Annotated in this window: 14 protein-coding genes, 4 tRNA genes and 3 rRNA genes; 3 read left to right on the top strand and 18 right to left on the bottom strand. The window is 40.6% G+C overall.

Features of this window, described 5'->3' with window-relative positions:
- Positions 1-861: 861 nt before the first annotated feature.
- The 7 genes from rrf to BK583_RS04600 form a co-directional block, all read right to left on the bottom strand.
- Positions 862-977 (bottom strand): 5S ribosomal RNA (gene rrf, locus BK583_RS04630).
- Positions 978-1,176: 199 nt separating this feature from the next.
- Positions 1,177-4,113 (bottom strand): 23S ribosomal RNA (locus BK583_RS04625).
- Positions 4,114-4,520: 407 nt separating this feature from the next.
- A 16S ribosomal RNA gene (locus BK583_RS04620) occupies positions 4,521-6,069 on the bottom strand.
- Together the 16S, 23S and 5S rRNA genes with 4 tRNA genes alongside form the textbook arrangement of a ribosomal RNA operon.
- A gap of 231 nt (positions 6,070-6,300) precedes the next feature.
- Positions 6,301-6,377: transfer RNA gene (locus BK583_RS04615), tRNA-Ile, on the bottom strand.
- A 17-nt stretch (positions 6,378-6,394) separates the two neighbouring features.
- A tRNA-Gly gene (locus BK583_RS04610) sits at positions 6,395-6,468 on the bottom strand.
- Positions 6,469-6,499: 31 nt separating this feature from the next.
- Positions 6,500-6,573: transfer RNA gene (locus BK583_RS04605), tRNA-Pro, on the bottom strand.
- Between the two features lie 3 nt (positions 6,574-6,576).
- Positions 6,577-6,653 (bottom strand) — tRNA-Arg (locus tag BK583_RS04600).
- Positions 6,654-6,866: 213 nt separating this feature from the next.
- Here BK583_RS04600 and BK583_RS04595 point away from each other — a divergent pair.
- The gene (locus tag BK583_RS04595; protein WP_055736418.1) at positions 6,867-7,724 is read left to right on the top strand and encodes a polysaccharide deacetylase family protein; all 858 of its coding nucleotides are present in this window, start codon (positions 6,867-6,869) and stop codon (positions 7,722-7,724) included.
- A gap of 4 nt (positions 7,725-7,728) precedes the next feature.
- Here the strand turns inward: BK583_RS04595 and BK583_RS04590 are convergent, their stop codons facing one another.
- The 4 genes from BK583_RS04590 to BK583_RS04575 form a co-directional block, all read right to left on the bottom strand.
- Positions 7,729-8,079: a YuzC family spore coat inner layer protein gene (locus tag BK583_RS04590; RefSeq protein ID WP_055736419.1), complete on the bottom strand. Its 351-nt coding sequence runs from the start codon at positions 8,077-8,079 to the stop codon at positions 7,729-7,731.
- A 59-nt stretch (positions 8,080-8,138) separates the two neighbouring features.
- Positions 8,139-9,230, bottom strand: coding sequence for an ABC transporter permease (locus BK583_RS04585; RefSeq protein WP_055736420.1), 1,092 nt, complete (start codon positions 9,228-9,230; stop codon positions 8,139-8,141).
- On the bottom strand, positions 9,227-9,934 hold the full coding sequence (locus tag BK583_RS04580) for an ABC transporter ATP-binding protein (RefSeq protein ID WP_055736421.1): 708 nt from the start codon (positions 9,932-9,934) through the stop codon (positions 9,227-9,229). The genes BK583_RS04585 and BK583_RS04580 overlap by 4 nt, the downstream gene beginning before the upstream one ends.
- Before the next feature lie 300 nt (positions 9,935-10,234).
- Complete coding sequence (locus BK583_RS04575) at positions 10,235-10,957, bottom strand: SDR family NAD(P)-dependent oxidoreductase (protein ID WP_055736422.1); 723 nt, start codon at positions 10,955-10,957, stop codon at positions 10,235-10,237.
- A gap of 515 nt (positions 10,958-11,472) precedes the next feature.
- Between BK583_RS04575 and BK583_RS04570 the strand changes: the two genes are divergently transcribed.
- Positions 11,473-12,354 (top strand): GNAT family N-acetyltransferase, encoded by an 882-nt coding sequence (locus tag BK583_RS04570; protein ID WP_055736423.1) that lies wholly within the window; start codon positions 11,473-11,475, stop codon positions 12,352-12,354.
- A gap of 132 nt (positions 12,355-12,486) precedes the next feature.
- Here the strand turns inward: BK583_RS04570 and BK583_RS04565 are convergent, their stop codons facing one another.
- The 6 genes from BK583_RS04565 to BK583_RS04540 all read right to left on the bottom strand — a co-directional run bounded on the left by BK583_RS04565 (position 12,487) and on the right by BK583_RS04540 (position 17,899).
- The gene (locus tag BK583_RS04565) at positions 12,487-13,275 is read right to left on the bottom strand and encodes an SDR family NAD(P)-dependent oxidoreductase (RefSeq protein ID WP_371836650.1); all 789 of its coding nucleotides are present in this window, start codon (positions 13,273-13,275) and stop codon (positions 12,487-12,489) included.
- A gap of 45 nt (positions 13,276-13,320) precedes the next feature.
- On the bottom strand, positions 13,321-14,319 hold the full coding sequence (locus BK583_RS04560) for a helix-turn-helix transcriptional regulator (RefSeq protein ID WP_055736425.1): 999 nt from the start codon (positions 14,317-14,319) through the stop codon (positions 13,321-13,323).
- Between the two features lie 354 nt (positions 14,320-14,673).
- Positions 14,674-15,639 (bottom strand): 2-hydroxyacid dehydrogenase, encoded by a 966-nt coding sequence (locus tag BK583_RS04555; protein ID WP_055736426.1) that lies wholly within the window; start codon positions 15,637-15,639, stop codon positions 14,674-14,676.
- A 313-nt stretch (positions 15,640-15,952) separates the two neighbouring features.
- Entirely contained in the window at positions 15,953-16,597 is a 645-nt protein-coding gene (locus tag BK583_RS04550; protein ID WP_055736427.1) for an RraA family protein, read from the bottom strand.
- A 139-nt stretch (positions 16,598-16,736) separates the two neighbouring features.
- Positions 16,737-17,606, bottom strand: coding sequence for an NAD(P)-dependent oxidoreductase (locus tag BK583_RS04545; protein ID WP_055736428.1), 870 nt, complete (start codon positions 17,604-17,606; stop codon positions 16,737-16,739).
- Between the two features lie 20 nt (positions 17,607-17,626).
- Positions 17,627-17,899 carry a YciI family protein gene (locus BK583_RS04540; RefSeq protein ID WP_038483041.1) on the bottom strand — a complete coding sequence of 91 codons (273 nt, stop codon included), beginning with the start codon at positions 17,897-17,899 and terminating at the stop codon, positions 17,627-17,629.
- 176 nt (positions 17,900-18,075) lie between these two features.
- Here BK583_RS04540 and BK583_RS04535 point away from each other — a divergent pair, with 176 nt between their 5' ends.
- Positions 18,076-18,930, top strand: a complete 855-nt coding sequence (locus BK583_RS04535) for a MurR/RpiR family transcriptional regulator (protein ID WP_055736429.1) — start codon at positions 18,076-18,078, stop codon at positions 18,928-18,930.
- Between the two features lie 274 nt (positions 18,931-19,204).
- On the opposite strand, the gene BK583_RS04530 is transcribed toward BK583_RS04535, so the two are convergent.
- Positions 19,205-19,600, bottom strand: a complete 396-nt coding sequence (locus BK583_RS04530; RefSeq protein ID WP_055736430.1) for a hypothetical protein — start codon at positions 19,598-19,600, stop codon at positions 19,205-19,207.
- Positions 19,601-19,768: the final 168 nt, after the last annotated feature.

Below are 19,768 nucleotides of genomic sequence, written 5' to 3'. Positions count from 1 at the left end.
ACCTTTTCAGGTGTCTTTCTGATTGCCTGGCAACGTCCCTTGGCTCCAGGGTAATTTTCTTCGAGGGTGTTCCTCTCGTTGATTGATCTCCGATGCTTCCCATGAAGCTTTTACGAAAACAACCCTTTCGTCTCACTGGGGGATGCACGCTGCTTTCCTTCGATGCTTTTTCATGGTGTTCTTTTTTATTGTGCTCGTTTCATATGACTACTTTTTTGTTTGCCTCGCTTCTGCCGAAGCGCAGCTCTTTTGCGCCTTTCTTTCTACACAAAAAAAGACACCTTTTCAGGTGTCTTTCTCATTGCCTGGCAACGTCCTACTGCTCCACGGTGGTTTTCTTCGAGGGCGTTCCTCTCGTTGATGGATCCTCGATGCTTCCCATGAGGCTTCACGAAAACAACCCTTTCGTCTCACTGGGGGATGCACGCAGCTTTCCTTCGATGTCTTTTCATGATGTTCTTTTTTATTGTGCTCGTTTCATATAATTACTTTTTTGTTTGGCTCGCTTCTGCCGAAGCGTAGCTCTTTTGCGCCTTTCTTCTCTACGCAAAAAAAAGACACCTTTTCAGGTGTCTTTCTCATTGCCTGGCAACGTCCCTTGGCTCCAGGGTGGTTTTCTTCGAGGGCGTTCCTCTCGTTGATTGATCTCCGATGCTTCCCATGAAGCTTTTACGAAAACAACCCTTTCGTCTCACTGGGGGATGCACGTTGCTTTCCTTCGATGCTTTTTCATCGTGTTCTTTTTTATTGTGCTTGCATGTTAAAACGGTTTTCTTTGTTGGCTCGCTTCTGTCGAAGCGCAGCTCTTTTGCGCCTTTCTTTCTACGCAAAAAAAGACACCTTTTCAGGTGTCTTCTCATTGCCTGGCAACGTCCTACTCTCACAGGGGGAAGCCCCCAACTACCATCGGCGCAAAAGAGCTTAACGACCGTGTTCGGCATGGGAACGGGTGTGACCTCTTTGCTATTGCCACCAGACATTTTTTTACTTCAGATAAGCGTCGGGCTTTTTTGTCAGTTTTCTCTTTCCTTTTCAGTCACGTACGTGAGTACGCTCCTTCAAGTCCATCGTCACTTCCGCAAATCCCTTGCTTCTCTTTGTAAAATTCATTTGTTAAAAAGAATCGGTGATTCTTTCAAAACTAAATCATATCATCATACTCAAACTCAAGAAATTTAGGATAAGCCCTCGACCGATTAGTATCAGTCCGCTCCATGTGTCGCCACACTTCCACTTCTGACCTATCAACCTCATCATCTCTAAGGGGTCTTACTGGCTTACGCCATGGGAAATCTCATCTTGAGGGGGGCTTCATGCTTAGATGCTTTCAGCACTTATCCCGTCCATACGTAGCTACCCAGCGATGCTCCTGGCGGAACAACTGGTACACCAGCGGTATGTCCATCCCGGTCCTCTCGTACTAAGGACAGCTCCTCTCAAATTTCCTACGCCCGCGACGGATAGGGACCGAACTGTCTCACGACGTTCTGAACCCAGCTCGCGTGCCGCTTTAATGGGCGAACAGCCCAACCCTTGGGACCTACTTCAGCCCCAGGATGCGACGAGCCGACATCGAGGTGCCAAACCTCCCCGTCGATGTGGACTCTTGGGGGAGATAAGCCTGTTATCCCCAGGGTAGCTTTTATCCGTTGAGCGACGGCCCTTCCATACGGCACCGCCGGATCACTAAGCCCGACTTTCGTCCCTGCTCGACTTGTAGGTCTCGCAGTCAAGCTCCCTTATGCCTTTGCACTCTACGAATGATTTCCAACCATTCTGAGGGAACCTTTGGGCGCCTCCGTTACTGTTTAGGAGGCGACCGCCCCAGTCAAACTGCCCACCTGACAATGTCCCTGACCCGGATCACGGGTCGAGGTTAGAATGTCAGCACCATCAGGGTAGTATCCCACCGACGCCTCCACCGAAGCTAGCGCTCCGGCTTCCAAGGCTCCTACCTATCCTGTACAAATGGTACCAACACTCACTATCAAGCTACAGTAAAGCTCCATGGGGTCTTTCCGTCCTGTCGCGGGTAACCTGCATCTTCACAGGTACTATAATTTCACCGGGTCTCTCGTTGAGACAGTATCCAAGTCGTTGCACCATTCGTGCGGGTCGGAACTTACCCGACAAGGAATTTCGCTACCTTAGGACCGTTATAGTTACGGCCGCCGTTTACTGGGGCTTCAATTCAGAGCTTCTCCCTTACGGGATAACCCCTCCTCTTAACCTTCCAGCACCGGGCAGGTGTCAGCCCCTATACTTCGCCTTACGGCTTCGCAGAGACCTGTGTTTTTGCTAAACAGTCGCTTGGATCTATTCACTGCGGCTCTCTCGGGCTTTAACACCCTAATAGAGCACCCCTTCTCCCGAAGTTACGGGGTCATTTTGCCGAGTTCCTTAACGAGAGTTCTCCCGAGCGTCTTAGAATTCTCTTCTCGCCTACCTGTGTCGGTTTGCGGTACGGGCACCTGTATTCTAACTAGAGGCTTTTCTCGGCAGCGGAGGATCAGGGATTTCGGACCCTTGGGTCCTTCACGGTCACAGCTCAGCCTTCACGGAACACGGATTTGCCTATGTTCCAGCCTTGCATGCTTCGACGCGCACAGCCAGCGGCGCGCTCACCCTACCTTTCTGCGTCCCCCCATCGTTCAAACAAATACGAGGTGGTACAGGAATATCAACCTGTTGTCCATCGCCTACGCCTTTCGGCCTCGGCTTAGGTCCCGACTAACCCTGAGCGGACGAGCCTTCCTCAGGAAACCTTGGGCTTTCGACGGAGGGGATTCTCACCCCTCTTTTCGCTACTCATACCGGCATTCTCACTTCCAAGCACTCCACTAGTCCTCACGATCTAGCTTCACAGTCCTTGGAACGCTCCCCTACCCAATCCCTACTGGGATTGCCATAGCTTCGGTGATACGTTTAGCCCCGGTACATTTTCGGCGCAGAGTCACTCGACCAGTGAGCTATTACGCACTCTTTCAATGATGGCTGCTTCTAAGCCAACATCCTGGTTGTCTAAGCAACTCCACATCCTTTTCCACTTAACGTATACTTGGGGACCTTAGCTGATGGTCTGGGCTGTTTCCCTCTTGACTACGGATCTTAGCACTCGCAGTCTGACTCCCGAGTTAAAGTTTTTGGCATTCGGAGTTTGACTGAATTCGGTAATCCTGTGGGGACCCCTCGTCCAATCAGTGCTCTACCTCCAAAACTCATCACTCGAGGCTAGCCCTAAAGCTATTTCGGGGAGAACCAGCTATTTCCGAGTTCGATTGGCATTTCACCCCTACCCACACCTCATCCCCGCATTTTTCAACATGCGTGGGTTCGGGCCTCCAGTCGGTGTTACCCGACCTTCACCCTGGACATGGGTAGATCACCCGGTTTCGGGTCTACGACAACGTACTTACTCGCCCTATTCAGACTCGCTTTCGCTACGGCTCCGCCTCATCAGCTTAACCTTGCACGTTATCGTAACTCGCCGGTTCATTCTACAAAAGGCACGCCATCACCCGTTAACGGGCTCTGACTAGTTGTAGGCACACGGTTTCAGGATCTCTTTCACTCCCCTTCCGGGGTGCTTTTCACCTTTCCCTCACGGTACTGGTTCACTATCGGTCACTAGGGAGTATTTAGCCTTGGGAGATGGTCCTCCCGGATTCCGACGGGGTTTCACGTGTCCCGCCGTACTCAGGATCCACTCTGGAGGAAACGAAGTTTCAGCTACAGGGCTGTTACCTTCTTCGGCTTGTCTTTCCAGACAATTCACCTACTCCGTTTCTTTGTAACTCCGTATAGAGTGTCCTACAACCCCAAGAGGCAAGCCTCTTGGTTTGGGCTGATTCCGTTTCGCTCGCCGCTACTCAGGAAATCGCATTTGCTTTCTCTTCCTCCGGGTACTTAGATGTTTCAGTTCCCCGGGTCTGCCTCACCCTGCCCTATGTGTTCAGGCAGGAGTACCATCCCATTACGGATGGTGGGTTCCCCCATTCGGAAATCTCCGGATCAAAGCTTACTTACAGCTCCCCGAAGCATATCGCTGTTCGTCGCGTCCTTCATCGGCTCCTAGTGCCAAGGCATTCACCGTGCGCCCTTTCTAACTTATCCATTTTGACGTCAGATTCCCATCGTATCTCTTCGTCTGGTTCCTGTCTTTCTGTCAGTTACGTAGCGAACTACGCTCCTTCCATCAAGCATTCCCCATCCTTGATCTACTCGGGTCTCTTTGTCAATTGGTTAACCTAAAAGGTTTATGAATTCTTGACGTCTCGTTCAAACAGTTGTAACACCGATGAACAAAACTAATTTGAGTTGATTGATTATGATTTAGTTTTCAAAGAACCATGCCTACAGGATGTAGGTACCAGGCGTTGCCACAGGACGTGGCGTTCTTAGCGTGGTATCCATTACCTTCGCATTTTCAATTGGAAGAGGAATTCTTCCAAAACTGAACAAAAGATCCAAAGCGCTATATGACCCGAGGTCATACATCGACTAGAGTAAATACTCCATAGAAAGGAGGTGATCCAGCCGCACCTTCCGATACGGCTACCTTGTTACGACTTCACCCCAATCATTTGTCCCACCTTAGGCGGCTGGCTCCAAAAGGTTACCTCACCGACTTCGGGTGTTACAAACTCTCGTGGTGTGACGGGCGGTGTGTACAAGACCCGGGAACGTATTCACCGCGGCATGCTGATCCGCGATTACTAGCAATTCCGGCTTCATGTAGGCGAGTTGCAGCCTACAATCCGAACTGAGAATGGCTTTATGGGATTGGCTCCACCTCGCGGTTTCGCTGCCCTTTGTACCATCCATTGTAGCACGTGTGTAGCCCAGGTCATAAGGGGCATGATGATTTGACGTCGTCCCCACCTTCCTCCGGTTTGTCACCGGCAGTCACCTTAGAGTGCCCAACTAAATGCTGGCAACTAAGATCAAGGGTTGCGCTCGTTGCGGGACTTAACCCAACATCTCACGACACGAGCTGACGACAACCATGCACCACCTGTCACTTTGCCCCCGAAGGGGAAGCTCTGTCTCCAGAGTGGTCAAAGGATGTCAAGACCTGGTAAGGTTCTTCGCGTTGCTTCGAATTAAACCACATGCTCCACTGCTTGTGCGGGTCCCCGTCAATTCCTTTGAGTTTCAGCCTTGCGGCCGTACTCCCCAGGCGGAGTGCTTAATGTGTTTACTTCGGCACTACGGGCATCGAAACCCCTAACACCTAGCACTCATCGTTTACGGCGTGGACTACCAGGGTATCTAATCCTGTTTGCTCCCCACGCTTTCGCGCCTCAGCGTCAGTTACAGACCAGAGAGTCGCCTTCGCCACTGGTGTTCCTCCACATATCTACGCATTTCACCGCTACACGTGGAATTCCACTCTCCTCTTCTGCACTCAAGCTTCCCAGTTTCCAATGGCCGCTCGGGGTTGAGCCCCGAGATTTCACATCAGACTTAAGAAGCCGCCTGCGCGCGCTTTACGCCCAATAATTCCGGACAACGCTTGCCACCTACGTATTACCGCGGCTGCTGGCACGTAGTTAGCCGTGGCTTTCTGGTGAGGTACCGTCAAGGTACCGGTAGTTACCCCGGTACTTGTTCTTCCCTCACAACAGAGCTTTACGACCCGAAGGCCTTCCTCACTCACGCGGCGTTGCTCCGTCAGACTTTCGTCCATTGCGGAAGATTCCCTACTGCTGCCTCCCGTAGGAGTCTGGGCCGTGTCTCAGTCCCAGTGTGGCCGATCACCCTCTCAGGTCGGCTACGCATCGTCGCCTTGGTAAGCCGTTACCTTACCAACTAGCTAATGCGCCGCAGGCCCATCCCTTAGTGACAGCTAGACGCCGTCTTTCAAAAGAGAATCAGGTGATTCTCTTTATTATCCCGTATTAGCTCCGGTTTCCCGGAGTTATCCCAGTCTAAGGGGCAGGTTACCTACGTGTTACTCACCCGTCCGCCGCTAACGTCCGGGAGCAAGCTCCCTTCTGTCCGCTCGACTTGCATGTATTAGGCACGCCGCCAGCGTTCGTCCTGAGCCAGGATCAAACTCTCCGTTAAAAGTGTTTACTTACACACGGATGTGTTGACTTCGACGTTGCAACATGGACGTTGCGATCTTAGTCGAAGATCCTAAGCTGTTGCACAATTTAAAGCTGTGTCTAACTTCATTGACGAGATACCTTGTATCTCTTTTTACGCTTGGCTTTTGTTCAGTTTTCAAAGAACCACATTGGTTTTAGCAACTTTTCTATCATAATAAACGAAAGATAAATTGTCAACACTTTTTTATGGTGGGCCTGAGTGGACTCGAACCACCGACCTCACGCTTATCAGGCGTGCGCTCTAACCAGCTGAGCTACAGGCCCATTAAGTTCGTATTTAATGGAGCGGGTGATGAGAATCGAACTCACATCATCAGCTTGGAAGGCTGAGGTTTTACCACTAAACTACACCCGCATTAAAAAGAAAAAAATAATCTATGTAAGAGTCGGGAAGACAGGATTTGAACCTGCGACCCCTTGGTCCCAAACCAAGTGCTCTACCAAGCTGAGCTACTTCCCGAAATGGCGCGCCCGAGAGGAGTCGAACCCCTAACCTTCTGATCCGTAGTCAGACGCTCTATCCAATTGAGCTACGGGCGCATTTTTCAATTCATTCAGCAACTCGCTGACGACAAATAGTAATATAGCATAAATATTTTAGAGCAGCAATAGTTTTTCAAAAGAAAATTATTGACGGAATTTTCATCTCATTATCAAAAACTTATTAACCCCCTATTATATAGCTGTTCTTAGCTTGTTTATTCAGAAGGTAGCCATTAAAATATAAGAAACGGAACAGGAAGGATAGAATTTATGCGAGTCCACCACAAACTGTTTTTACCTATTTTTCTTTTTATCTTAGTAGGTTGTATGAATCACGAGTCTACTGCCGTCACTTTCCATCCGCAAAAAGAACTCTCTGAACATTTGGCTAAATCTAGTGCTATTTCTTCTGTTACAAATCAACATCAACTCGACCTTACGATTTATGAGCATCAAAAGCCGACAGAATGGGGGGAATTTATAAGCGGCGTAAAAACAAAAATGGAAACCAATGAAAAGGCAATGGCATTAACATTCGATGCTTGTGGTGGTGAGCATGGCTCTTTATACGATGAAGCGTTAATGAACTATCTTATTGATCATCAAATCCCAGCCACTCTTTTTGTTAATGCACGCTGGATAGAATCGAACGAACCACTTTTTCTTGAATTAGCGGAAAATCCTTTATTTCAAATCGAAAATCACGGAACTGAACATAAGCCACTCTCTGTCAGCGGAAAAAGCGCTTGGGGGATAGACGGAACTAAATCAATTGAAGACGCCTATGAGGAAGTGCTAGTAAATCATAACCTTATAACCGAACTAACAGGAGTAGAACCGACGATGTTTCGCCCAGGTACAGCCTTTTTTGACAATATTGCTGTGAAACTGCTCGATGACTTAGAAATTGAAGCTGTTAACTATTCCATCTTAGGAGATGCAGGCGCCACCTTTACACCTGAGCAGGTGACGAATGCACTTGTTGACCATGCAGAACACGGAGCCATTGCCCTTTTGCATATGAACCAGCCAAGTAGCGGAACTGCAGAGGGCGTTAAACAAGCCATCCCCCTTTTAATGGAAGCAGGTTACACATTTGTTCGTCTTAGTGAGTTCCCATTAAAATAAGTATTTAAGCCCACTTTAAAACAATGGATACATGACAACACTTTACCTCATCACTTACGCCTGGAGATTGCAATTGAAACACTACACCTGTGGGGGAATAATGAATTTGTGTAACAGCCGTTAAACCTGGAATGGACTGAATGAAGTGATCGACAGCTTGTTGGTCACTTTTTTGAGCAGCGTCCATAAGTTGATACGAAAACGGTTGATTCTCAAGTTGCTTCATTAATAGTTGACTTTGTTGTAAAAGGAATTCAACTTTACCAACTGATTGTATAAATGTTGTTGTATCAACAGCAGGAAACGATCTACTGTGCTGTTGATACGTAAACGGATAGTGGTAATAAGGATACATCAATTCTCCTCCTTACAAATCTACCCTATCTTATGCAGTTAAACCATGAAGTGAGCTTATTACTGAAAAAAGGTTATCTGAAGAAATAAAACAACTATATAAATGGCTAATTGAATGAACACACCTCTCCTTTTAATATGATTTACCGCATCGTTTATCATTTGGTCATCAATAGGAAAATGGTATGGAATTAACTTTTTCCCTAATTTAATTCCTTGAGAGAATTGCAATGTGTTCAAATAGATCAATACAGCTAGCACTGGAACAAGAATGAATAAATTTTTAAAATAAACGATAATAAAGACGGTTAAGAGAATGACTCGAACAAAGTTTCGGCCACTTTCCGTTCCTCTAATGGTTGAACGCACGAATAGATAAACTAGTGGATTGTTCTTTTTTTCAAAAAAAGCTAACGGTATGATCGTGCTAGAAGACGACTGATTTAACTTCAGATCAATAAAACCGCTTAAAAAAACCTGCCCTAGTTTTCTCGTTCTCTCTTCAGACTTCATTAATCTCTTCCAAGAATGAATAGGAAAGACCATCATTTTAGAATAGAGTATGCCAATAAGGACGATCCCTATCATAACGATAAACCCAAAAATGATCGGAGCTTTTAGTAATAAAAGAAAACAACCTGCCATACAAGCATAGTGAAAGCCAACGAATAGCACTGGTTTTATTGTACTCCTGCTTATTATCATAACGAGAAACAAAATATGGAGAATACCTATAAGCTGTAGAAAAAGAAAAAGAGGCACCAGCTCCCTTGTGTTTAAAGAAAGAGCATATAGTAAAAACAACGTAAATAACGTACCCTTTATAAATTGAATCGTTAAGTTATATAATAAACAATGACGAAAATAACCCTCCATCTCTTTTACTTTAGGAGCCAAATAAACCTCATCAAACTCATTAATAAAGCTAACGATCCCTCTATTTAGTGTAAAAAAAAGAAAGAGGCCAGTAAGAATGAGTGTTTGATAGAATGAATGAAGGTTGCCATCTTGAAGTACCATAATAAGCCCATAAACCACTACCATCAAAAATGGTATTAACGCAAACATACCGCTATGTCCCAACACTTTAAACAGCATTTTTTTGTTTTGTAGCATCAAATCATGGAATCGGCGCACAAATAAACCCTTCATCTTTTATCCTCAATCATGGAAAAGAAAATATCCTCTAACGATCGATCTTTAAAATCATCAGTAGACAAGTAAGAGCGACCTTTATAATATTGTTGATTCCCTTCATGTAAAACAATAATTCGATCACACAAGTCTTCCGCTATAGTTAACATATGAGTTGAAAGGATAATTCCTACACCCTCTCTTTTAAGTCTATTAAGATCCTCCGTAAAGTATTTTAAACCTCGAGGATCTAGGCCCATAAAAGGTTCATCAATAATAAGAAATGTTGGATTTGCGATCATTGCACTAATAATTGATACCTTTTGCTGAGTACCTTTTGACAAGGCGAAGGGATATTTGTTTAAGTGGGATCGAATTAAATAACGGTCTAGTAAAGCATTTAAATAATTGTCCGTATTGATTCGATAAATGCTTTTTATAAACTCAAAGTGTTCATAAACAGTAAGATTTGGATAGAGATACGGTTTATCAGGTATTAGAGCAAGTTTATCTCTTTGACTATACCAATCTTTATTGTTAATGGTAACTTCCCCGTCCATAGGTTTTAACGTGCCTGTCATATGACGAAGAGTTGTGCTTTTTCCAGCTCCATTCAAACCAACTAAACCAATAATTTCTCCAGTGTGAATACCAAACGTAAGATCTCTAATAATTCTTCGGGTAAGATAGCCACCGCTTACATGGTTTAAACTTAACATCATCCACCTAACTCCCTTATTGCTTGATTTCCACTAACGATTAGAATATTCTAACTTTCTCATAAGTATATCATTTATCACGTTATTGGTACTGTCTCTATTCATCCCTATTCAAAAACGAAGATTACGTTTTCCCTCTATCCTCTTTATGTACAATACAATACATTACCTACTTTGTTAGTCTAGCAACTTTTAAACACACCAAAGTCATATGCCTTGATGTGTTTAGTATACAATTCAAAATCACGACCATTTATATGTTTTCTAATAAGAAGTGCATCCTTCTTTAAGAAAGAATAGTATTCAACAGTTTTCGTCTGTCATAGCTGGTATATTTACCTCTTTAACACATGAAACAGTAGACAAACCCACTATACATTTGACAATTGACACAATATCTTGAACTGGGATTCTTGTGCCTTGATATTCTGTTATAGCCTTTTCAGCTCCATCTTCATAAGGAATTTCGGCAGCCAATTCACCTGGATTAATACAAGTAACTGCAATTTGATCTTTCCTTAAATGTTCTCTTAATGCACTTGATAACCCACGTAGTCCATATTTGGAAGTGACAAAAGAAACCTGTGAACTGCTTGTATTATCTAATCCAGCCGTTGATCCAATTAAAATAACCTTACCATTTATTGATCTTCTTATATTTGGTAACAACGCTTGAATAAAAGTTATTGTTGAGGTCAAGTTAATATTTAACATAGTAGCAATGTCTTTTGGCTTATCGTTATCAAAGTCATAATAATCTTCAAATCCATCCTTCTCCCAAACACCAACATTATAGATAAGCACATCTATTGTTTTATCTTTTAATGCGCCTTTAACCATACCTATTTTATCTTGTTGAGATAAGTCTATTTCTAACCAATATCTTCGAACGCCATCATTCAAGTCTAAGGCATTAGGCCTGCTTCTTGAAATAATCCATACGGTATCTCCATTAGTAGGCAACCCTTTCACAAATGCATCCCCTAAACCTTTACTTGCCCCAAAAATAATGAAATTTCTACTCAAATTACCTCAGCCTCTCTACAAAAACTAGTCATGATGTGAATCATTTTCTAGTAAAGATTAACACCGTACCCTATAGTAAGACACCTCTTAAAGTCCAATAATTACTACGACTTTCGTTGTAGAGAAAATAAGGTTGTATATTGTTTATTATTTTAACAGTCTTTATCTATGCTATAATGCGGTTAATTAACTAACGAGGAGATTAGATAAAGATGCTAAAACTTATTATCGCAAACTAAATTCTATGAATTTAATAGGGGTCGCATCTATAAATTTTTAAAGGAATTTATAGCTTATTCATGTTACCCTTTTGCGAAATAAGAGAAAAAACTTTGTCTAACAATGAGTGTATTTACTACTATTACTAAATCTTTTGTACGAGTAGTATGCTGTTTTACACACTAAAAGACTTTATGAGCTCATTCTCATAAAGTTTTTTTGTTATTCGAAAAGGGGGTTGTTCAAATGAACTAAATTCATAACAACTAATAAATCATTTTCAGGAGGATTAAATAATGAAGAATGTAAACTTCATAACGGATTACCGAGAGGACGAAAAACATAGAAATAGCTTTAATCAATTAGCACAAACGACTTTTCAAATTGATTTTAGTAAGTGGTTTAACAAAGGGTATTGGAATGATAAATATGTTCCTTATTCATTTATGAATAACAATGGGGAAATCATAGCAAATGCTTCGATTTTTAAAATGAACATTGTCATTGATAATAGATCTTATAACGCTATTCAAATTGGAACGGTTATGACTGCTAATCGATATCGTCAAAAGGGTCTATCTAAAGTACTAATGAATAAAATAATTGATACTTTGAAGGATGAGTGCGATTTTTTCTACCTTTTCGCGAATAAATCTGTCCTCGATTTTTACCCTAAATTCGGCTTTTCTAGAGTTGATGAAAGTGAGTATCGTTTGACTACTAACTGGTCATTAAGAGAACGTACTAAAAATAATGTAAGAAAACTAAGCGTTGATTCTGATATCCAATTACTTGAAGCAATGGCCAAAAATCGCTATCAAAATAAGAGTAAAATTAGTGTGCTAAATAATGATGAGCTATTGATGTTTTACTTTTTAGTTGTATTCCCTGAATCCATTTATTATATTGCAGAACTAGAAGCCGTTGTCATAATGGAACACGAAGAGCATACCCTGCATATTTTTGATATTATCTCATGCAAAGCACAAGACATTTACACGGTGTTAGGTAACGTATTAAAGGAGGAGACTGAACAAGTTGTCTTTCATTTTGATCCAGGGAATGTAGAAGGTTTACAAGTGAAAAAAATTCCTTCAGATGATGATGCCCTGTTTTACTTATCGAATGCTACTATATTTGATGGTCATTTCAAATTCCCTCTTACATCGCACTGTTAAATTCAAATTTTAGTCCTCAATCATGGGGACTTTTTTTGTTCGTACTCGAAACTATTTAGGAACACGCCAAACTTTTTCTCCTTCACTATACGTCGAATGACCCTGGCCTGCATATAACACTACCCTTTTCTATTAAAAAATGGTTGGAACCATTCCCCCATCCATGCGAATAGGTGAACCTCTAAAAGCAGATGCATATGGACTACATAAAAACGAAGCAAGCCTGCCTATTTCAGATGGCCTGATGAACCTCTGTATTTCAGATTGTGGCAGATGCTGAGCCATGAATTTTTTCTCTTTTTCTGAAAATACCATGCTCTCATCGTTGTACATACTATCTATTATTGATTGAACATTCTCCGATAGTGTAGGTCCAGGCATAATTGTATTGACGGTCACTTCAGTTCCTTTGGTGAGTAGAGATAAACTTTTCGCCAGTGATAACAGCATCGACTTTGTCATACAGTACTGTGGCATTTGTCCAGAAGGCATTACTGCTTCTTCACTTGCTATAAAAAGAATACGACCATCATTACTTTCTAGCATTTTAGGAAGATAGTGTTTACACAATCCATTTGCAGCTAATACATTCGTTTCAAAGTATGTTCTCCATACATCATCCGTAACATCTTCATACTGCATAATCTCATAAATTCCCATATTGTTAACTAAAATGTCTACAATGGGATATCTTCTAATTAGTTCATCTCTTTCTTGTACGTTGACAATATCCGCTGTAGCATTTTTTGGGGACGTTAAAGGAAATTCTAATTTAAATTCCTGTACTGTTCGCTCTACTTCCTCATGATTACGTCCATTTATAAGAACATTAACTCCTTCTCTAGCCAGTTCTTTCGCAATGGCTTTACCAATTCCTTTTGTTGACCCAGTAACTAAAGCCGTTTTATTTAATATGTCCAGTTTCAAGATACTTTTCCCCTTTTCATTTTACTTTCTTTGTGATTATTACTTTAAGTGTCTAGCACGCCACTTCAAAGGAGTTTCTCCTTCCCAATCCCGGAATGCCCGATAGAAGGAGCTCTGATCTTTATAACCAACAAGAAACGCCACTTCCCTAATCTCTAGTTTTGGATTAGCCAAGTACAATCTTGCTTGTTCATGACGCACATTCTTTAACACTTCTTTATAATTTGTATGTTCATCAACTAACCTTCTCTGTAAAGTTCGTTCGCTCATGCCTAGCTCAAAGGAAATGTGATGAATGTCCAGTTTATCCCCAGTTAAATTGCGTGTTAACAACCATTTAACTACTGCTGTTATTGATTGATTACTCCGCTGTTCTTCCAACGTTTGCTCTAAAACTGGAGTTAAAACCTCCAGTAGCTCAGCGTTATATGAACTAAAGGGACGATCTAGGTCTTCCATATGCAACGTCAGTCTATTCCTCTTTGCCCCGATTTGGATCGGGCACCCAAAGTACTCTTTTAGTACATTTACTTGAGCAAATGAGTGAGTAAACTCTACTCGTTTAGCTTTTATGGGATATCCAGTTCCACGTCTTCCTAGTTCTAGTAAAAACGTAATGGTTGTGCCAACAAGCAACGCCGGTTCAATTAGCCCCTTATCAAAACTCTCTAGTTCAATCGTACAATTCGAATGTTCTTCTATAATGTGTAGTGTTTCAGGAGGACACATTTCTTTATAACGTGCCATTCTCTTAAGAGCATCTCGATAATCACGAGCATGATAAGCAGCTAATACAGCTGGGGGATATTGTGCTGTTTCGAATACAGTTGGAAGTTGTACCATCCCAAATTCTATGTCATTGATGATATCTGAGTATGCTTGCCATAGTGCATAATAGTGTTCAATGGTAACAAACGATTCATTAATGACACGTAAAGGTAATCCTGCTTTTCGAACCAAATTGGGTGCTTTAACCCCAAGTTGCTTCAAAGCATTCCAGAGCCCATCAGGTATTCTAATTCGAGCATTCGTAGTCATAATTCACCTCTCTATCAGCACATTAACAGTCTTGGATAAGTTGTTAACGGGACAGCTATTTCATATTATCTAACTTTTAATCGTTTGTAATTCGTAAGGAACGACATCTGATTCGCCAAAAACGACAAATTTACTTCGTAAAAATTATAGCTACTATTTTACTCTTAAAGCTACTCCTATATAGAACAAAAAGCACTAAATCTCTGAAAGACCTAGTACTTCAACATTTTTTCTATATGTTGTTAAGAGATTCGAACCTAATTGACCTCACTTGAGCCTCCATACCATGGGATACGAATTCATTCTTTTAACCACTTTTTTCGTACCTTTGAGCGAAGCCATATAGAATTGTTATTATAACCATACACTATTAGGTGGTGTTCCACCTTCCAATGCTGTTGTAAGATTTAATGCAGCAAGCTCCCACATTTTCATTCTAGTTTGTACACTTGCACTTCCAATATGAGGAAGTGCAACAACAGTTGGAAGTGATAGAAGCGGGTGATCGAGCGGTATTGGTTCCTGTTCATACACATCTAAACCTGCCCCAAAAATCATGTCTGATTTGAGCGCAGCAACTAGATCGTTTTCGTTAACAATATTTCCTCTTGAAGTATTGATGAGAATGGAGGTTTTTTTCATCATTTTTAATTCGTTTAACGTAATCATATTCTTTGTCTCTGGGGTTAAAGGTGTCAGTATACTAACAACATCTGAAGTTTGTAGTAACTCATCTAAATTGGTATAAATCATTCCATGCTCTTCTTCCAAGTGTTTCTTTCTCGTTCGATTATAATAAAGTATTTTCATTCCAAACCCTTTTGCTCTTTTAGCTACAGCTAATCCAATTTCTCCCATGCCTATTATACCTAATGTGGAGGAATGCACATCTCTACCAGCTAGCATAAAAGGAGACCATGTTTTCCACTTTCCAGTTCTTAGCTCATTTGAAGCCTCAATGATCCTTCTTGCTGTAGTGAGCATTAATGCAAAGGTAAGGTCAGCTGTCGTTTCAGTTAAAATGCCTGATGTATTCGTCACTTGAATACCTCTTAATTGAGCATTTTTCACATCAATGTTATCGTGGCCAACAGCTAAATTACTAACGACTTTTAGATGATGACTTTTTTTAAATAAATCGTTATCAATCGTATCGGTTAAGAGACAAAGCAACCCCTCAATGTTATCGATCTTTTGTAAAAGTACGTCCCTTGGAATAGGCTGGTCTTCAAAATCCCACGTTTCAACATCAAACTTTGCAGAAAGCTGTTCCAATAAATAGGTTGGAGGTCTTCTTGTAATCAATATTTTTTGTCGCATTGTCTATCTCCTCTCATTAGTATGAGCTACAAAGAGTAAGAACCGCCAATCATTACTTTGTGCGGCTCTTAGCTTTACCTATTACTCTGAGACATGTATTTTACTCAAAACATCTTTCCAGTTGGTAGGAGCACTTTCCCATATGTCCGCATTTAGGTTTGCTAGCTTTTCGAATCTATCACGTGCTGCCGTACTCATAGTTGCTTCGAGTCCAGCTTCGTTCAAAAGATGCTTCTCCATAACCAATGAAACCAATTCTCATAAGATTTCTCCTTTTAACATCTTTTTCTTTAAACAAAGCTTCCTCTTTTACCTATTTTTGTTTAAGCCATTTTGGCCTAATATTGCCTGCAGCAATATCTTCAAGTCGCTTCACTTCATATTCTGCTTTCTTTTCAGCACGTGTCAGAGCCTCTTCAACTTGATCTACTGGAATGACAATGACGCCATCGGCATCACCCATAATAAAATCTCCAGGGTTAACATGTAGCCCTCCACATTTTATAGGTGTATTAATTGAACCTGGTCCATCTTTCTTTGGTCCAGATGGAATGGACCCTTTACTAAATACCGGGAAATCAGAAGTTGCAAGTGTTCCTGCATCCCGAATTAACCCATCTATTACATAACCGTTCAACTGTAGTGCCTGTGCAGCTGCAACCATTAATTCTCCAGTTACTGCTCTATCCGTAGAACCGTTCGAAGTTATAACCATTACGTGTCCTGGTTCTGACGCGTACATAGCTTCATGTAAAGCTAAATTATCCCCCACTGGCAGATCAATCGTTACTGCTGCCCCTACTAGAACACTATTAGGATTAGAAGGTTTTATATCCGCTGTCATTACTGATAAATTCTCCAATCCATCACTTATTAAAGTGGTACTTAATTTTTTAGCTCTCGTAACCCAAGATTCTTTTAATACAGTTGGTGATTCTTCAATTCTAATGGTCGTCATTTTTACAATCTCCTTTAGCATGTTAATTTAGCTCCAACAGGGAAGAAATATATATAACTAAAAAAATAAAAAAGGAAAAAATATTCCTTCATCGCTATAAAAAAAGTCAATCTGCGGTGACGCAATTGCTGTGCTGTTCCTATTGCTTGCTTTGATTATACAAATACATAGCCGACATATCGTTATGTGCATAAGGACTTTGATTTGCATCTAAATAGAGCGAAACGATTAAGTCTTTTAATGGCAACTTACAATCATTATCCTCCATCATCTTATTTACAAGTGAGATGTCTTTAGTTAACAACTCTAGAGAAAACCCCGGAGAGTAACGGTTCTTAGAAATAAACTCTTGAAAATGCCTATCGTAAATTTTGCTTTGGGCAAAACTATTTGAAAGAATGGAGAATAACTGATCGTGATCAATCCCCATTTTTTCACTAATTACTAACGCCTCACTAACAACTTGAGTGTGCACACCTACTAGATATTGATTAATCAATTTAATAGTAGTACCAGAGCCAACTTTTCCTGTGTGAAATAATTGAGAACCTAGGACAGTTAAAATAGGCGTAACTTCATCATAGACTTTTTTATCCCCACCAACCATAATACTCAATGTTCCATTTTCAGCTCCAACTGTTCCACCACTTACAGGAGCATCTAGATAACTCACTTGATTTTTCTGAGCTTCTCGATCAAGTATTGTCGTTAAATCAGGTGAAACTGTACTAAAATCTATAAAGATTTGCTTCGCGCGTGAATTTTTGAACAACCCTTTATCGCCTAGATAAACGCTATTTACATCCTCAGGTTTTGGGAGACACGTCATGATTACATCAGATTCTTCGAGTAAACGTTGAATGGAGTACCCAGCCTTACCACCATTCTTACTAAACGTTTCTTCTTTTTCTTTACTTCGATTTAACCCTTTTACGTCAAATTTAGCTTTTACTAAGTTTAAAGCCATGGGCATCCCCATGTTTCCAAGGCCAATAAACCCTACATTCATTTTTCTCACATCCTTGTAGGTTAGTCTTTTTGTAATCCAACCATTTCCCATTCATGAATTTCATACCCTCTTGCTTTCTCAATAACGTAGGGATCTTCATGGACCAATTTAGTAACTTCCTCAATAGTCTCTACATAATAAATGACTAATCCACCTGCTCCATCTGAGAATTTCCCATTTAAGAAGATTTTTCCTTCTTTTCTTTTCGTTTCTAAATAATCAAGATGATTCTCACGGTATTTCTGACTTTTCTCTTTGTCTAACATAGGCAAAAAAACGGCAAAATATTTCATTTAATCCTCTCCCTCTACTGTCAGAGTTTTCATGAATTCAGATATAGTATATAAGTAATCCCCTTTAAAGTAAACGCTATCAGAAAAAATATTTCTTTTTTAAAAATAATGTTATATTTTTTCCTTGTTTTTGATACTCTATTTTTAAGTAATTAATAAATAGGAGTGAACATACAGTGAACCCATTAAAACGTTTAAAATCTAAAGGTAGTTCATTAACTAAATCACAGAAACTAGTTGTAGATTATATTTTAAACCATTACCAAGAAGTGGGTTTTATGACAATAGAGCAATTGTCAAAGAATGTTGGTATTAGTCCTACAACGATTATGAGACTCATGGTGAACGTAGGTTTTTCCGGTTACTCTGAATTTCAAAGACATTTACATGCTACTCTTAAAGAAGAAACATCTCTCCAAAGCAAATTAATGTATAATCTTTCTATTATTTCTAAAAATGAAAGCTGGACACATCATTATGATTTACACATGAAACAAATTGAAAAAGCAATTGAGGATAATAGTGAAGATCATTTGATACAAGTTGTACAAATGATTAGCGAAGCCGACAATATTTACTGTACGAGCGTTCGTGCCGGTTTACCAGTTGCGCACTACTTGTCACAGAACATAAATAGAGTATTAGGAAATACAAGATTATCCCTTGCTGACTCTAGTGATTGGGCAGATGATGTCATCTCATATAGTGAAAAAGACGTATTAATTGTAGTTAGTTTTTCAAGATATGGAAGAAGAATTATTGATTATGTGGAACAAGCAAAAAAAAGAAAAGTAAAAGTAATCGTCTTAACAGATAAATTTTCATCACCAGTCATTCCTTATGGAGATGTCACATTAGTTTGCCCAACAAACAGTATTGCTTCACACAACTCGATTGTCTCAGCTATTTTTGTTTCAGACTATATTATCAGCCAATTGTCCATACTGAATCAGGAAGTATTAGCAGGAAGATTAACAGAAATAGATAGTATGTTGAAAGAAATAGATTACCATGTGAACAAGAAGGACTAAAAGGGATTTGAGCTTTTATGCGTTAGGACCTGTCAAAATCTACTACCCTAAAATGTATGATTGCCTTTATTCAATTAAGTAGCAAGCAACAGCTACTATTTCCGAACATTTCAGCCATTTCTTACTATGTGGAAAAAGTGCTTCGACTTCCGTTAATAACCTACATAGTATAAAAAAGTACCAGCGCTTTAATAGCCTTGGTACTAATAATTATGCGGCTATGAAGACTCGTTGGTTGATCATTGGAACATTTTGTAAATAACCGTATTCATGTTCATTTTTTTAGGTGGTACGACTTTATCTCCTTAACTAAACCTTTATTCGAAGCACTAGTAAATACAAATACATCACAAAAATAAAGGGAGCTTCCATCAGTATAGTGAACAACACCATCAATTGATGCAAACTTACCGTGTGTAATGACTGACTCGATTTTGATGTCATTTGGTTTCTGATAGTTATTATCTGCGGCAATGACAATTTTTTTCACACCCGCTATTTCCTCGTTTGTTGCAAATCGTCTCCAAATAGAAGAAGGGCTTAAAGTTTCTGATATAAAATTTGCATCGTTTGCTATAAATGCTAAAGTTAGGTCAATAAGAATCTTTTTACGCGGTGCATTATCACAGCCAGTAGGCACTTCGATGTTTACATTATTTAACAGATTCATTTAACATGACCTCTTTCTTTTGAGAAGTTTTTCATCCTCAATAAAACATATCATTGGGTAAGCCCTACTTCAAATACCTTACTAAAGTTTCTGTAGTAACGTTAAAACAAAAAAAGCGCATAGATAAATAAATCTACTGCGCTCCTATATTGATTTCTCATCTTTTTC

The sequence above is a fragment of the Shouchella oshimensis genome (assembly GCF_002019765.1).
Classification (GTDB): domain Bacteria; phylum Bacillota; class Bacilli; order Bacillales; family Bacillaceae_D; genus Shouchella; species Shouchella oshimensis.
Note: the sequence above shows the minus strand (reverse complement) of the source record. Positions and strands in the feature narration are given on the sequence as shown.